Below are 14,880 nucleotides of genomic sequence, written 5' to 3'. Positions count from 1 at the left end.
AGCCTCCAAAGCAAAAAATAAAGTAATGTAAAAAATAATTTAAGCAAATCTTAGTATCTGCTCTTAAATATTCATTATAACATAATAATTTCTATTTCAATGTTATTTAATGTGAGTATAAAAATGTTGCTATGAAAGTGAATTGATCCCAGTATTGAAAGTTGACTGAGCAGCTGCATGCACATCTTTCCGACAAAATATTGTTTGCCGCCCCTCTTGTTCATTTTCTTCGAAATATAGGATGCCCCAATCTCTAAACTCTTTTATTAACTCGTTCGGCTTTAATTTATATCGGTCAGAGACTTGCCTTTTTTCACTTTGCGGTGATTGGAAGTATGTTTCCATGAAGAAATACCCATCCTTTTTAATAAGGTTCTTTACAATCGGAAACAACTTGCGATCCAGATAATATGTAATGATAATTAGATTAAAAGGCTCCTTCACCCAATTCTGATCAAGCGATTCTGTAAGGTCTCCAATATGTGTTTCGATATCAAGATGATCTTTTGCAGCTTGTTCATTAACAAATTGAATGGCTACGTCTGAAATGTCAATCGCCTGAACTTGATAGTTCATTCGCGCAAGGAACGAACTGTTTCCCCCAAGACCACACGCAAGATCGAGAGCAGTGCCTCCAAGAAGATAGTCAGACATCTTCTCTAATCTTGGATTAAAGGCAGATGTCCTTAACTGTTTAATGCGCTCCTGATGTTTCATGTTCCATTTGTTTCGTATGTTCATTTGAAATTTCCTTTCGTTGGTCTTAGGTAATTTGTCTGGCTTCTTGGTCGTGTTGTTCCACCCCAACAATGCTATAATTCTCATCACTTTTTTTTCGATAATATAAAAATACGGCCAAAAACATGATTGTCGCCGCTGCTAATACGATAAAATTATTTAATATCGGATTAATTTCCCCTTTGACTGTAAGGATAAGCCCACCACCATATTCTCCAGAGAGCCCATAGATGATTCCATAAGCCACATTTAGTCCAAAGTGAATTCCTGTATTAGCCCACACGGATCCAGTTTTAAGAAAAGAGTAGGTAAATGAACAGCCTAAAATAATTGAAAAAACAAAATTGGTCGTGGTCAAGTCTCCATTCCAAAAATCATCCACTGCATAAATACAAATGCTTATTCCAGCTAATGCATATGCTGGTATTTTCCCTTTTAATAAATTTAAAACATATCCTCTTGTGATCAAATCGTTTATTATTGACCCCAAAAAGAACCCTACTAATACTTGAACGATGATACTTATAGCTTCTATTCCAGTTTTGATACCTATTATTTCAAATTTTCCAAGCTCCCAATATGCAATATACATAAGTGCCCAAAATCCAAATCCAATAAAAAAACTAACAATAAAATGTCTCATCCAATGGCGTGTTTTCACTAAACCAATCCCTTTTAAACCTGGAAATCCATTTATTTTTGCAACAAATGAGGCAATCGGGAAAAAGAGTAAGAGACAAATAAATTGAATGACGCTATTAGAAATAAAATGGGTTGTTCCATTAAAATAAATGTTCAAAAATAAAAAACCACTTATACCTATAATGAACCTTTTCATAAATTCCCCTTACAATGGGACGTAGGGACACGAGATGACTGTTTAATTCCCATTTCTCTAAATTATTTAATTATTTATTTTTAAGTGTCTCAGTTTAAATAGCAAGGACAGGTATCAAGTAATATAGTGATATTAAACATCATTAGTTTACATAATAATATTATGAGATAGAAAATACAGTTAATAATAATAGCCTGACCCCTGCCGCGTTATTTCATTAACGTACATGAGTCAGGCGCTATATATTACTGAACTTTTTTTGGCTCTGGGTAGTCAAAGCCTTTTGTATCCACTTTCACCGTTTTCATTTTCTGATCTTCTAATGGCTTGTCCATATCCCCTCGTTCAGCAGTCACAATTGCATCAACTGTTTCCATTCCTTCAATTACTTTGCCGAAAGCTGCATATTCACCATCGAGATGTGGGGCTTCCTTAACCATAATAAAAAATTGCGATCCAGCTGAATTTGGGTCGGGAGTCCGTGCCATTGAAATGACCCCACGCTCATGTGAGATGTTATTTTCAAATCCGTTTGACGAAAATTCACCTTCAATCGAGTAACCGGGACCACCAGAGCCATTCCCCTCAGGATCTCCCCCTTGAATCATAAAATCAGGGATAACCCGATGGAAAATAAGGCCATCATAAAAACCGTCTTCAATTAATGAAATAAAATTGGCAACCGTATTTGGTGCTGCAGCCGGGTCCAATTCAACCACAATCTCTTTTCCATCTTCCATTGTTATGGTTACAATCGGTTTTCCTTTAACAGACAACGGGTAATCTGTTTTTTCAGCAGATTCCTTCGCTGTATTTTCATTTGTCTTCTCATTTTCCGTCTGTGTTCCACAGCCAGTCAAAACGAAAGCTGAAACCATTATCGCAAAAATAAAATAAAATGCTTTATTTCGTGAAAACATATCCCTTTATATACCTCCTGCTGAAGAATTTGGCAAAACCATTACTGATTTATTATAGCACTAAATGAATTTCTAAAAAGACCAATCTTGCAAAAACAACGATACTCCATATTAAGATCATTGTATCTTGTTTGTAACCTTAATTAATCTTTCCTTAACTACTTTCCAACCTAACCAATATACAATAAAGGTACATCATTTAGGAAAGAAGGAAAAAACATGAAAAAGAAACTTGTTTCCATCACAGGGGCTGTTGCATTAACGGCCATGCTAGCAAGCGCTACTTATGCATTTGAAACTCCAAAAGAAACAACAAAAATTGAATTTGCCAGCAACAATCAGAAACTGCCAATAGTAGAAAGTCAAAAACAAGAAATAGAAATGCTTAAGCTTCAAATTTCTTTATTAGAAAATGCCGTTGCACCCGTGTCTTCTTCAGACGCTGTAAACCAATGGGGAAAAGCACTTACCAACCGCAATGGTGCACACCAATACGCACTTTTCACTCCAGAACTTAAGGAGAATACGAAAACTTATTTTGATATCAATGGTTGGGTAACTGGTACATCAAGTCCTTGGATTAGCAGCTATAAAATCAAAAATGAAAAGAAAGTAAATAGCCATACTAACACCTATGTAGTTGAATTACAGCTAGCAACATCTACGGGACCTTTTGGGACCGAGACAGCAAACTTAACTGTGAGTAAGGCTGATGCTAACTGGTTCATTGATAAAGTAGATGTGAAGAAGGCAGCAGATATTTGGGAGCGAACACCTTATATTCCTCAGAAGCTATTTACTTATCGAGCAACAGAATATGCATTTTCAATTCCTGTAGAATGGGATACAAAATACCGCTCTGCTGAGAAGAATGGTCAGTTAGTTTTCAGCTATGTGCCGAAAAATAAAGCAATCTCTGAAAGAACGCTGTTTTCCATTGAGAAAATAAAGGAGCAAATATGGGAAGATGGCTATGAGGACAGCTTATATCAAAAGCTTGGTGTCAAAAATGGTTTTGTATATGCGATTTTGCCTGTAAGTGAAAATCAGTATGCAGATCGCCCAGACAGTATTGAATATAAGGAATTTGAGAAAATGAGCCTTGATTTTCAATTGCTGAAAAAAACCTTTATGTTTATCGAAAATTAAAGGGCTAAGATTCGACTGTTACTAGCTTGTACATGTTAAGAAGTACACTCCTTATAGCTTCCTACCTTATCACATTGGCAAAAATAATCACGGGCATCCAAAAGGTGCCCGTGTTGTACCTTATACCCTAATTATTGACCCTGTGCCCCATTAGATGTTACCCGGCGAACATGATTGTCTTCAAATCCATTTTTCCGCCGAGCTTCTACTTTGTCCTCAAGTAATTGCTTTTGATCGACTTGACTTGAGGGTGTTTGCTTGTTTTTTGCCGCCTAAAAACCTCCCTAAAAAATTCAATTAACACACCCTCTTATTTTGCATGAATTTATAAAAATTACCCTCATTTGATTGATTTTACAAATTACATATGACACTATTTTCGCAATGCATCAAGTTCCACAATATGTTCTGTACGGAAGATTTGATGATTCAGGTATTGTACAGTATATATTCTGTTCGGTTGTATAGTCGAATGGATTTGAAAGAGCTTTGAGCAATCGTTCCATTACACTGTAGTCCCCATTGTTAACTGCAGCTTCAAGCGCCTCTTCCACCCGATGATTCCGCGGGATAACAGCGGGATTACTGTTACGCATCAACTGTAGTGAGGCTTCCTTCGATGTTTGCTGCCTCGTCAATCTCGCCTCCCAGAGCTCACGCCACAGATTATAATCAGGCGTGCCAAAAAGCGGAGTATCCTCCATTTTATCTATTGTTAAAGCACGGAATGTATTCGTATAATCTGCCTTTACCTTATGCATGATGCTCAAAAGGTTTTCTATTAATAATGTATCTCCTGGTTCCTCATTGGTTAACCCAAGTTTTGCCCTCATGCCAGCAAGCCAATAGGATTGATAGATTTCACTATATTTCGAAATCTCATCTTGCGCCAGCTGAAGAGCCTTTTCCTCATCCTTATCCAGCAATGGCAAAATAGCCTCCGCAAAACGTGCAAGGTTCCAACCTCCAATAATTGGCTGATTGCGGTAAGCATAGCGCCCTTGTCTATCAATAGAACTAAACACTGTATCTGGATCATACTCATCCATAAATGCACAGGGACCATAATCGATCGTTTCACCACTAATAGTCATATTATCAGTGTTCATCACCCCATGAATAAAACCAACTAACTGCCATTTAGCAATCAATGCGGCCTGACGTTTGATCAATTGCTGAAGAAGTGCAAGATATCGATTTTCATCCTGTTCAATCTCTGGGTAATGACGATTGATCGTATAGTCGGCAAGGATTCTTAATTCTTCTACAGGTCTCCAGTTTCCAGCGAATTGAAAGGTTCCAACGCGCAAGTGACTGGCAGCGATACGGGTAAGAATCGCACCAGGAAGATCCGTTTCGCGAACCACTTTTTCCCCCGTTGTCACAACAGCTAGACTTCGGGTTGTTGGAATCCTTAGTGCATGCATAGCTTCACTGATAATGTATTCACGAAGCATCGGCCCAAGTGTCGCTCGTCCATCACCACCGCGGGAGTATGGGGTTCTCCCTGATCCCTTAAGCTGTACATCAAATCGCTCACCTTTTGGGGTTATTTGTTCGCCAATCAGAATGGCACGTCCATCTCCCAACATCGTAAAATGTCCAAATTGATGACCTGCATAGGCTTGTGCAAGGGAATACGCATTTTCAGGAACGTGGTTTCCAGCAAACACGGCAACACCTTCTTCACTTTTCAGTGTCGCAGCATTTAACCCTAGGACTTTAGCCAATGCTTCATTAAAAATGACCATTTTCGGTGAGCGAACAGGTGTTGGTTTAAGGCTGGTAAAAAGTGGCAGCGGCAATTTAGCATAACTATTGTTAAAATTCCAACCAGCTGCAGCTCCTTTAGTTATCATATAGTCACCATCCCTCCTTTACTAATCATTTCGATAAAAAAAGAACATCATAAACTAATAATCCTGCCTATTTAATGTCTGCCTCTCTAAGTTTATTATACCTTTCATGCAGGAACATTGAGTGGTTTAAAGGATTGCTTTTATTATATTCAATAAGTTTCTACATCCATTTTGTTACTTCGGTAATACTTTTTCTTTTCCCTGTCAATTCTTTCATATTTGGATAGCCGATGTAAATAAAACCAAGCATCAAAGCATGATCTTCAAGCCCAAAAAATTGGTTTATTTCAGGGGAATAACAAACCTTACCTGTTCTCCAGATCGCTCCTAAACCAAGGGCATGTGCAGCAAGAAGCATATTTTGAATCGCAGCATGGACCGCAGCATGTTCTTCGTTTACTAATACCTTTTCATTTATAGTTGGTTCCACTGAAACTGCAATAATAACTGGAGCCCTTAAAGCTTTTTGTGCAGTCTTTTCCAATTTCTCTTTGCCTTCATCACTTTGTGGCTCATCTAGACTTTTCTCTGCAAATGATGCCATTGCCCTTCCAAGATTTTTTCTCGCATCGCCAGTTAAAACAAAAAACCGCCATGGCTCGGTACGATAATGGGACGGCGCCCATATACCTGCTTCCAATATCTTTTCAATTAACTCCTTAGGCACAGGATCTGGTTTAACAACGCCAATGCTTCTTCTTGTTGAAATGGCAGTAAAGATGTCCATATTTATGTACCCCCTTCAAAATTTGCTATTACACTTCATTAATATGCGGTACATAGTGTCAAGTTCACTGTTCAATTTTGTTGTAGTAATGAAGCTTGCAGTAAGGACCGTCGTAGTAGTATAAAATCTCGATTCAGAAGCTTCCATATAAAAATAGACCTCATTCAAAATGAGATCTACTATTTATTATTATTATCCTATCCGATGGATAGCTGTTCTCAAATCCGCTCATTCCTCTCCGCTTCCCACTTGCCAACCTCTTCCCTTACTATTGGGGCCACTTCTTTTCCGAGCAGCTCAATGGCTCTCATTACCTCATCATGAGGCATCGTGCCAAGCGGGACGTGAAGCATGAAACGAGTAATGCCTACATTTTTCCTTAAGTGTATGATTTTTTCAGCAACAGTTTGCGGGTCGCCAACATACAAGGCGCCTTCTAATCTGCAGGCAGCATCGAAAGTGGATTTGGTATAAGGAGCCCAGCCGCGCTCTCTTCCTAATTTATTCATCACTTGCTGAGTGGAAGGGAAAAATTTATCCACTGCGTCTTCTGTAGTTTCCGCAATAAAACCATGTGAGTGCGAAGCAACAGACAGCTTGGACAAATCATGGCCCGCATGAGTTGCCGCTTTTTTATAAAGCTGTACTAGCGGCTCAAATTGAAGTGGACTTCCGCCAATAATCGCGAGTACAAGGGGCAGACCAAGCAGGCCAGCACGAACAACCGATTCCGAATTTCCTCCGCTTCCAATCCATACTGGCAATGGGTCCTGAACTGGGCGTGGGTACACACCTCGATCATGAATAGCCGGCCGATGACCGCCCTTCCATGTCACTTTTTCAGATGCTGTAATTTTCAGCAATAACTCTAATTTTTCTTCAAATAACTCATCATAATCCTTCAAATCATAACCAAACAACGGAAATGATTCAATAAATGAACCCCTGCCAGCCATAATTTCCGCACGGCCATTTGAAATGGCATCAACCGTTGCAAAATCCTGAAACACACGCACTGGATCGGCGGAAGAAAGCACTGTAACAGCACTCGTGAGACGAATTTTCTCCGTCCGAGAAGCGGCAGCTGCTAGTATAATAGCTGGTGAAGAAGCCGCAAAATCCTCACGATGATGTTCACCCACTCCAAACACATCCAAACCTACCTCATCCGCCAATACAATTTCCTCAACCACTTCCCGGATGCGCTGTGCATGACTGATGACCTCACCTGTTTTAACATCTGGCGTTGTCTCAACAAACGTGCTAATTCCAATTTCCATATAAAATTTCTCCTTTTTCGGGACTAATAAACATGTCAGTAATTAATAATACTAATCGATCCTAATTGCTATCTGCTTCTTTCACCATATATTGTATCAATTACATGATTTTAAAAGCAAAGAAATAGGACCCTAGGTTAACACTATCACCAAAAGGTAAAGGACCGAACATGATGGGTTCATGTCCGGTCCTTTGGATAAACTCTAAATTATTTAAAAACTCTTACTCACCCTTAGCGAGCCTTAACCTGTCCCCCGCTTATACAGGGTATACTCCATGTTTGCGCTCTGTGAACACAAGATATTTAGACATATAAACATCTAGTCTGGCTGCAAGTTCATCGCGCAGACGGTTTGGCTCGACGATATCGTCAATAATCAATTCAGAAGCGAGTCTGTAAATATCGATATCTTCACGGTATTCTTCACGCTTTTCCGCAATAAAGGCTGCTCGTTCCTCTTCTGGCAGCTCAGCGATTTTATTCGCATAAACGGCATTGACGGCCGCCTCAGGACCCATAACGGCAATGGAAGCTGTCGGAAGCGCAATACAGCAGTCCGGTTCAAAGGCAGGTCCGGCCATTGCGTACAACCCAGCCCCATATGCCTTACGGACAATAACAGTCATCTTCGGAACAGTCGCCTCGCTCATCGCGGAAATCATTTTCGCACCATGGCGAATGATTCCTGCTTTCTCCACATTTGTGCCAATCATAAAACCTGGCACATCAGCAAGGAAAAGAAGCGGAATGTGATAGGCATCGCAAAGATTGATAAATTTCGCCGCCTTATCAGCACTGTCATGGAACAGGACTCCGCCTTTCACACGCGGCTGGTTGGCGATGATCCCAATTGGCTGGCCATTAATTCTACCAAGACAGGTGATTAGTTCAGCCGCGAACAGCTTTTTAATTTCACACATGGACCCCTCATCGATTAAGCGATCAATCAGCTGGTACATATCAAATGGCGCATTTTGGTTTTCAGGAATCAGTTCCTCAATTGTTTTTTCGAATGCCGCTGGTGGTTTTGCTTCTGCTTTTACAGGCTTTTCGGAAAAATTATTTGGAAAATAAGTTAAATATTTGCGGGCATAAGCAATAGCTTCTTCTTCCGTTTTTGCAAGCACATCGCCGCAGCCAGAAATAGAGCAATGCATTTTGGCCCCGCCCATTTGCTCAAGCGTTACTTTTTCCCCGATTACCATTTCAGCCATGCGTGGGGATCCAAGGTACATGGAAGCATTGCCTTCAACCATGACGACAATGTCGCAAAATGCCGGAATGTAAGCACCGCCAGCTGCAGAAGGTCCAAACAATAGGCAAATTTGTGGCACTTTTCCTGATAGCTTAACTTGATTGTAGAAAATTCGCCCCGCCCCTCTGCGACCTGGAAACATTTCCAGCTGATCAGTAATACGGGCACCAGCTGAATCCACTAAATATAGCAGCGGGCAGCGAAGCTTTTCAGCCGTCTCCTGAATGCGGATAATTTTTTCTACCGTCCTTTTCCCCCAAGAACCGGCCTTAACGGTCGAGTCATTCGCCATAACACAAACCGTGCGCCCATGAATTTTGCCAATTCCAGTGACAACCCCGTCTGCCGGAAGATCACCCGCAAGGATATTCGCAAACATTCCATCCTCAGACTGCAAACCGTTATCAAACAGCATATTCAGGCGCTCGCGGACAAAGAGTTTCCCCTTCTCCTGATTTTTTTCATGATATTTTTCATGGCCACCCTGCAGGACAGAATCTTTTTTAATTTGATATTCAGATTTTGCTTCGGTTTCGTTCATTTTGCCCCCTCCTTAATTTCTACCTTATGAAACTGGCATCATTAGATCCATTGTAGAATCAATGCATTACCTGAACTTCGTGTTCTACTTACTTAAGTTATGATAGTCGTTCATTAAACGCTTTATAGTTTGTGTTTTCATCAGTACCTTTGCAAAACGAGTGTTATGAACACTTCATAGTGAGCGTTTTCACCAAATTCCTTAAAAAACGAGTGGTATGAACTCTTCATAGTGCGTGTTTCCAACTGGTTCCTTGAAAAACGAGCGTTATGGAGACTTCATAGTGCGTGTTTTCACCTAGTACCTTGAAAAACGAGCGTTATGAACACTTCATAGTGCGTGCTTTCACCTAGTACCTTGAAAAACGAGCGTTATGGAGACTTCATAGTGCGTGTTTTCACCTTGTCCCTTGAAAAACGATCGTTATGAACTTCCCATAGTGAGCGTTTCCACCTGGACCCTAGCAAAACGACCATAATGAATCCTTCATTGTGCGCGTTTTACCTGTACTCAAGTAAAACGCTCGTCATTCACAAGAAGCACTCCTACTCTCCTGCGTGAAATATATCCATCTGCCGACTTTTTAATCGCTTACCAAGTGTTCCTTCAATTAGCATGGCCGATTTTAAAAGTTGATCAAGCTTAATCCCTGTTTCAATCCCCATTTCATGAAGCATATACAATAAGTCCTCTGTAGCGACATTCCCTGACGCCCCTTTTGCATAAGGGCAGCCGCCCAATCCGCCAAGTGCACTGTCAAAAGTGGTTATGCCCATTTCAAGGGATTTTACTATGTTGGCAAGTGCCGTGCCCCTTGTATCATGGAAATGCATCGCAAGCTTTCTAGCATCAAAATGCGGCAAAAGCTCTTCCAATAGGGCTTCAACTTGATTAGGTACACCAACCCCAATCGTTTCTCCGAGGGAAACCTCATCAATACCCATTGAAAAAAGTCGGCCCGCCACTTCCCTAACCTTCGATGGTGCAACTGCTCCATCATACGGGCAGGCAATCACCGTAGACACATAGCCTCGGACAGATTTTCCTGCTTGCTTTGCTTCCTTGACTACTTCCTCAAGAATTGGGTATGTTTCCTCTATCGACTTATTGATATTGCTTCGGTTATGGCCCTCACTTGCGGACATGAAGACGCTCACTTCATCGACACCTGCTTCTAGTGCACGTTCAAGCCCTTTAAGATTAGGAACAAGGGCGGCATAAGTGACGCCCTGTATTCTTTTTATCGTCTTAAGTACATCGTAGGCATCGGCCAGCTGCGGAATCCACTTCGGGTGGACAAAAGAGCTAACCTCGATATAGGATAGACCCGTTTCTGAAAGCGAATCAATCCATGAGACTTTACCTTCCGTTGAAACCAGCATTTTTTCATTCTGCAGCCCATCCCTCGGTCCAACTTCCTTAATCGTAACTTTTTCTGGCAGTTTCAATATTCCGCCCCCTGTTCAAGCTTTTTGACCCTTTTACGAACGTTCTTCAAGTCCACTCTGAAGCTTAGAAGCTTGTACTCTACTCGGTCTCTACAAGTAAATCAGAGTCGTTCACAAATTCCCCTTCGTGGGCATGGACCTTTGTCACGATTCCATCTTCCTCAGCCGCAATCGGAATTTCCATTTTCATGGACTCAAGGATGACCACGTCCTGGCCCGCCTTTACCTCGTCTCCTTCTTTAACCAATACCTTCCAAACGTTACCTGCCATGCTTGCTTCAATTTTCGCCATCTGTCATTTCTCCTCACTTAGTTGATGTAATAAATGGTAAATAATGATCGTTCACAAATTGGGTCGTTGTGTATCCTGATAAAAATTGCTCATGGGCTACAGTGTTAATCAGCATTGGGATATTAGTCTTAATTCCCTCAATTTTATAATTTTCGAGAGCCGCCTTCATTCGGGCTGCAGCCTCATCCCTTGTTTCACCCCATGCAATTAATTTAGCGATCATCGGATCATAGAATGGTGTCACCTGAGAACCTGCTTCAATCGCACATTCGTTCCGGATTCCTTCCCCATCCGGCAGCTGGAATTCAGTTATTTTTCCAGGTGATGGGAAAAAGGTTTTTGGGTCTTCCGCATAGATCCTGACTTCAATCGCATGCCCCTTCCTTACTACCTCTTCACGGGTAAAAGAAAGCGGTTGACCCGCGGCCACTTTCAGCTGTTCCTCTACAAGATCAAGTCCGGTGATTTCCTCTGTAACCGGATGCTCAACCTGCAATCTAGTATTCATTTCAAGGAAATAATAGTTTTGCTCTTTATCTACTAAAAACTCAATCGTACCTGCATTCGAATAGCCAATATGCTTAGCAGCTGTCACAGCGGCGTCCAGCATCTTCATGCGTGTGTCTTCGCTAATAAAAGGTGATGGCGCTTCTTCGACTACCTTCTGATTTCGGCGCTGGATAGAGCATTCCCTCTCCCAAAGCGGTACAATATTTCCAAACGAATCAGCCAGAATTTGAACTTCAATATGATGAGGTTCAGCAATATATTTTTCCAGGAACATCGCCCCGTTGCCGAAAAAGGACTCCGCACGCTTTTTATTGCCTGCAAAAGCTTTGACAAGCTCTTCCTCTGAATGGACGAGCTGCATACCGATCCCACCGCCGCCCGCAGATGCCTTCAGCATAAGCGGATAACCGATCTTTTCGGCAGCCAATTTGGCTTCTTCTTCGTCCGCTAAAGGAGTGTTTATCCCTTCAATAATCGGTACTCCCGCTTCCTTCATCATCTTGCGTGCTTCGATTTTGCTGCCCATTGAAGCAATAATTTCTGGTGATGGACCAATGAATACAAGGCCTTCATTTTTACATCTTGCTGCAAATACGGCATTTTCCGACAAAAGGCCGTAGCCTGGATGAACGGCCTCTGCCCCGCTTTCTTTAGCAATTCGAATAATTTCATCCATATTTAAATAACTTTGGTTTACAGGAGGCTTTCCAACACAATAGGCTTCATCCGCGTTTCGAACGAAAAGGGAATCGGCATCAGCCTCTGAATAAATGGCAACTGTTTTAATCCCAAGCTTTTGGCATGTACGAATGACCCTTAAAGCGATTTCGCCGCGATTTGCGATCAATATTTTTGAAAACAAGAACATCACTCCTTCCGGTTGCTAGGTAGATCAAACCGTGATTAGGGGCACTTGCCCCTGCACTTAGTTAAATTGTTAATAGACTAATAGACTGCTCTCGAAGCTTGAACTTCTGGATTTTCCCTGAGGCGGTCATAGGGTAGGAATCTGTAAAATTTATATATTTAGGAATCTTGTGGCGTGCCACTTTACTTTTAAAATACTCCTTAATTTCTTCAGCCGTAGCCATTTCCCCATCCTTCAAAATCAGCCAAGCCATTACTTCCTCGCCATATTTCTCATCAGGAATCCCGATTACTTGAGCGTCAAGCACTTTTGGATGGGTATAAAGATACTCTTCAATTTCCCGCGGATAGATGTTTTCTCCCCCGCGAATAATCATATCCTTCAGGCGGCCCGTAACCCGGCAATAGCCATTTTCATCCATAACAGCCAAATCGCCAGTATGCAGCCAGCCATCATTATCAATGGCTTCCCTTGTTGCATCATCATTCTTGTAATAACCCTTCATTACATGGTAACCCCTCGTGCAAAGCTCGCCTTGTTGATTAGCTGGCAGTTCGTTGCTCGTTCCAGGTTCCACAATCTTTACTTCCACATTCGGAAGAGCTCTGCCAATCGTTTCTACCTTTAGCTCGATCGGATCATCTGTCCGGGTCTGAGTAATAACTGGAGATGCTTCGGTTTGGCCGTAGCAAATCGTAATTTCCGCCATATTCATTTTATTCATAACCGCTTTCATCACTTCCACTGGGCAGTTGGAACCAGCCATCACACCTGTACGAAGTGTGGAAAGGTCATATTTTTCAAAATTAGGATGGTTTAACTCAGCAATAAACATGGTTGGTACCCCGTGAAGGGCAGTACATTTTTCCTGTTCAACTGTTCTCAGCACCGTTTCAGGGTCGAATTCCTGAACAGGGACCATCGTTGCCCCAACACTGATACAGGCTAGCGTTCCGATGACACACCCAAAGCAGTGGAAAAATGGAACAGGAATACAAAGCCGGTCCTGCTTCGTTAACTCCATGCACTTCGCAATGTTATAAGCATTATTCGTCAAATTGCTATGTGTCAGCATGACTCCTTTTGGAAAACCGGTCGTGCCGGATGTGTATTGCATATTGATAACATCATCTGGCTCCAAAGTAGCCATTCTTTCCTCTAATTCTTCATCAGTAACCTGACTACCCATTTCAATAATATCGGACCAGTTGTAGGCCCCATCGTACTTCTTTTCACCAAGGATAACCACGTTTTTCAATAGTGGCAGCCTCTTCGATTCAAGTTTCCCTGGTTCTGATGTTTTCAGCTCTGGACACAGCTCATAAATCGTATCGATATAGGAATTTCCTCTATAATCTTCAATTAGGAAGATGGTGGTGCTGTCTGATTGTTTTAATAGGTATTCAAGTTCCGAGGAACGATAGTTTGTGTTGACTGTGACTAAAACCGCACCCATTTTTCCTGTGCCAAATTGCAGACTTACCCATTCCGGGACATTTGTCGCCCAAACAGCAACGTTTTCTCCCTTTTGAATACCAAGTGCCATTAAGCCCTTTGCTACCTGCTCACATAGATCATTAAATTCACGGTATGAGTAACGGAGGCCCCGATCAGGATAAACAAGGGCATCATGGTCTGGCATTTCCTCTGCTCTATCTGCTAAAAGCTGTCCTACACTTTTCCGGATTAATTCGGTCATCTTTGTTCCTCCTGCCTTTTAACAACCTAAATGGCGCGCAATGACCAAACGCTGGATTTCGGATGTTCCTTCCCCGATTTCCATTAATTTGATGTCGCGCAAATGGCGTTCAACATCATATTCTTTCATATAGCCGTAGCCGCCATGAATTTGGATTGCCTGGTTGCAGACGCGGAAACCAGCCTCTGATGCAAATAGCTTTGCATAGGCGGATTCCTTACCAAATGGTTTACCTTGATCCTTTAGCCATGCCGATTTATAAACCATATTGCGCGCCAATTCAATTTCCATAGCCATATCCGCCAATTTGAACTGGATGGCCTGGAAGTTAGAAATGGATTTTCCGAACTGCTGTCTCTCCTTTGAATATTGAAGAGCCTTCTCATAGGCAGCCTGCGCGATGCCGACAGATAGGGCTGCAATCGAAATTCTGCCTCCATCTAGCGTATATAAAAATTGGCTGAAGCCTTTTTTCTCATCGCCAAGCAAGTTTTCCCTCGGTACTCTTACATTTTCAAGGACAATTTCACACGTATTGGAACCGCGGACACCCATCTTGTCATAATTACAGGAAATCCTTACGCCCGGTGCATCAGTTGGCACGATTATCGCAGAGACAATATTGCGTCCATTGTCTTTTTTGCCAGTGACAGCGGTTACAATTACTTGCCCAGAATAGCCAGCATTCGTAATCCAGCATTTTTCACCATTAATAACCCATTCGTCACCATCAAGCACGGCTCTTGTTCTAGTA

Annotated in this window: 13 protein-coding genes; 1 reads left to right on the top strand and 12 read right to left on the bottom strand. The window is 41.8% G+C overall.

Annotated elements, in window-relative coordinates:
* Nucleotides 1–129 precede the first annotated feature (129 nt).
* The 3 genes from AR328_RS00235 to AR328_RS00225 form a co-directional block, all read right to left on the bottom strand.
* A complete protein-coding gene (locus AR328_RS00235) occupies nucleotides 130–741 on the bottom strand; it encodes a class I SAM-dependent methyltransferase (RefSeq protein WP_066287617.1) in 612 nt (203 codons plus the stop codon).
* A 22-nt stretch (nucleotides 742–763) separates the two neighbouring features.
* On the bottom strand, nucleotides 764–1,576 hold the full coding sequence (locus tag AR328_RS00230; protein ID WP_066287612.1) for a CPBP family intramembrane glutamic endopeptidase: 813 nt from the start codon (nucleotides 1,574–1,576) through the stop codon (nucleotides 764–766).
* 245 nt (nucleotides 1,577–1,821) lie between these two features.
* Nucleotides 1,822–2,496: a peptidylprolyl isomerase gene (locus AR328_RS00225; RefSeq protein ID WP_066287608.1), complete on the bottom strand. Its 675-nt coding sequence runs from the start codon at nucleotides 2,494–2,496 to the stop codon at nucleotides 1,822–1,824.
* A 219-nt stretch (nucleotides 2,497–2,715) separates the two neighbouring features.
* On the opposite strand from AR328_RS00225, the gene AR328_RS00220 reads away from it, so the two are divergent.
* Nucleotides 2,716–3,645 carry a hypothetical protein gene (locus AR328_RS00220; protein ID WP_066287599.1) on the top strand — a complete coding sequence of 310 codons (930 nt, stop codon included), beginning with the start codon at nucleotides 2,716–2,718 and terminating at the stop codon, nucleotides 3,643–3,645.
* 389 nt (nucleotides 3,646–4,034) lie between these two features.
* Here AR328_RS00220 and AR328_RS00215 read toward each other — a convergent pair whose 3' ends face one another.
* The 9 genes from AR328_RS00215 to AR328_RS00175 all read right to left on the bottom strand — a co-directional run.
* Nucleotides 4,035–5,504 carry a protein adenylyltransferase SelO gene (locus tag AR328_RS00215; protein ID WP_066287597.1) on the bottom strand — a complete coding sequence of 490 codons (1,470 nt, stop codon included), beginning with the start codon at nucleotides 5,502–5,504 and terminating at the stop codon, nucleotides 4,035–4,037.
* A gap of 160 nt (nucleotides 5,505–5,664) precedes the next feature.
* Nucleotides 5,665–6,231, bottom strand: a complete 567-nt coding sequence (locus tag AR328_RS00210; RefSeq protein WP_066287594.1) for a nitroreductase family protein — start codon at nucleotides 6,229–6,231, stop codon at nucleotides 5,665–5,667.
* A 218-nt stretch (nucleotides 6,232–6,449) separates the two neighbouring features.
* Complete coding sequence (locus tag AR328_RS00205) at nucleotides 6,450–7,511, bottom strand: LLM class flavin-dependent oxidoreductase (protein WP_066287591.1); 1,062 nt, start codon at nucleotides 7,509–7,511, stop codon at nucleotides 6,450–6,452.
* A gap of 259 nt (nucleotides 7,512–7,770) precedes the next feature.
* Nucleotides 7,771–9,309, bottom strand: coding sequence for an acyl-CoA carboxylase subunit beta (locus AR328_RS00200; protein ID WP_066287585.1), 1,539 nt, complete (start codon nucleotides 9,307–9,309; stop codon nucleotides 7,771–7,773).
* 545 nt (nucleotides 9,310–9,854) lie between these two features.
* A complete protein-coding gene (locus AR328_RS00195) occupies nucleotides 9,855–10,757 on the bottom strand; it encodes a hydroxymethylglutaryl-CoA lyase (protein WP_156422622.1) in 903 nt (300 codons plus the stop codon).
* Nucleotides 10,758–10,836: 79 nt separating this feature from the next.
* Nucleotides 10,837–11,049 carry an acetyl-CoA carboxylase biotin carboxyl carrier protein subunit gene (locus AR328_RS00190; RefSeq protein WP_066287579.1) on the bottom strand — a complete coding sequence of 71 codons (213 nt, stop codon included), beginning with the start codon at nucleotides 11,047–11,049 and terminating at the stop codon, nucleotides 10,837–10,839.
* Nucleotides 11,050–11,062: 13 nt separating this feature from the next.
* A complete protein-coding gene (locus tag AR328_RS00185; RefSeq protein ID WP_066287575.1) occupies nucleotides 11,063–12,421 on the bottom strand; it encodes an acetyl-CoA carboxylase biotin carboxylase subunit in 1,359 nt (452 codons plus the stop codon).
* A gap of 67 nt (nucleotides 12,422–12,488) precedes the next feature.
* A complete protein-coding gene (locus AR328_RS00180; protein WP_066287572.1) occupies nucleotides 12,489–14,126 on the bottom strand; it encodes an AMP-binding protein in 1,638 nt (545 codons plus the stop codon).
* Nucleotides 14,127–14,144: 18 nt separating this feature from the next.
* Nucleotides 14,145–14,880, bottom strand: a 736-nt coding sequence (locus AR328_RS00175; protein ID WP_197414391.1) for an acyl-CoA dehydrogenase family protein, incomplete at its 5' end; no start/stop codon positions are given.

It is taken from the genome of Bacillus sp. FJAT-29937, assembly GCF_001509555.1.
Classification (GTDB): domain Bacteria; phylum Bacillota; class Bacilli; order Bacillales; family Cytobacillaceae; genus Cytobacillus.
This window is presented reverse-complemented; position numbering and strand designations above follow the sequence as displayed.